The organism is Oleiphilus sp. HI0128 (assembly GCF_001635365.1).
Genome location: NZ_LWGG01001184.1, coordinates 1 through 1,016, shown reverse-complemented (window position 1 = coordinate 1,016; position 1,016 = coordinate 1). Strand labels below are relative to the sequence as shown.

2 protein-coding genes are annotated in these 1,016 nt (G+C 39.5%); both read right to left on the bottom strand.

The annotated features are described in order from the left end of the window. Positions 1–87: 87 nt before the first annotated feature. Complete coding sequence (locus A3763_RS19950) at positions 88–420, bottom strand: hypothetical protein (protein WP_068506862.1); 333 nt, start codon at positions 418–420, stop codon at positions 88–90. After that, a partial coding sequence (locus tag A3763_RS19945) for a tetratricopeptide repeat protein (RefSeq protein ID WP_156495205.1) occupies positions 421–1,016 on the bottom strand: 596 nt, incomplete at its 5' end. It lies immediately after the preceding gene.

Sequence of the window (1,016 nt, the reverse complement as noted above, 5' to 3'; positions counted from 1 at the left end):
TGCAAGTGTATAGACAGCAACCCAGGAATTCCGGGACACGCTCATAAATTCCCTACAAATTTACAAGGTTTTACGCTTTCCATTACACTATCGAGGTTTGAAAGACGGAGAATCGACTTCCAAAAACCTTGAAAAATGAATCTGCTGTCGGAACCGGACAGGTTCAATGCTATCTAAAATGCCAGGAATACTTTTTGGCGGAGACGCTTCATCACGCTTCTCTATAGTTGGTAGTTTCCATGGCAGATCAAAACTTACATTTGGCAGTTCAGAGCTGCCAATAATAGAGACTTCCGACAGCGTTTCAACCCTCTTTTCATCTTGATTCGACTTAGAAACCGCAAAAGGAGACATAAGCAACAAAATGACAGATATCAGACAAGAAATTGCTTTAATCCTTCTCAATTTGATCAAATTCATTTACTTACGCTCCAGCATTTTTATCCAGCGCTCTACAGTCTTTGTGTCGTCTTCACCCGCATTTTTAACATAAGCCTGGTAATGTTCAATTGCTTGGTCGTAATCACGTAGGTACAACTCATAAAGTACCCCGAGATTGTAATTAACCATCGGATGATTTGAATCCTTTGCTAAGGCTGACTTTAAAAATCGTTCACTGTCCTGAAACTTACCTTCATCCTGGCTAATCAAAGATAATTGAATCAAAGCGTTTACGTTTTTAGGATTAATATCTAGTGCTTGCTGATAGTAGCCTTCAGCTTCAGCTAACTGCCTATTTGAATGACGAATCAAACCAAGGTTAACGTATGCACCAGCCAGGGTCGGATATCTATCAATTAAGCCCTTAAATATCTCTTCTGCTTCAACGTAAGATTTTTCTTTGATAAGAGCTAGACCTTGCTTGTATGCAATTTTATCGTCTTCCGTGAGGATTGGCTTAACAATAGCGCTAGCCGGCTTCTCAATCTGGATAGGCTCTATTTTTTTGCTAGTACTTGAACAAGCTACGACAAAATACAAAGCACCTATAACAAGGATTACCTTAGATATATGAC

Bases quoted from the DNA above. Each gene is read 5' to 3' on its own strand.
- A3763_RS19950 (WP_068506862.1), bottom strand. From the start codon at position 420: ATGAATTTGATCAAATTGAGAAGGATTAAAGCAATTTCTTGTCTGATA.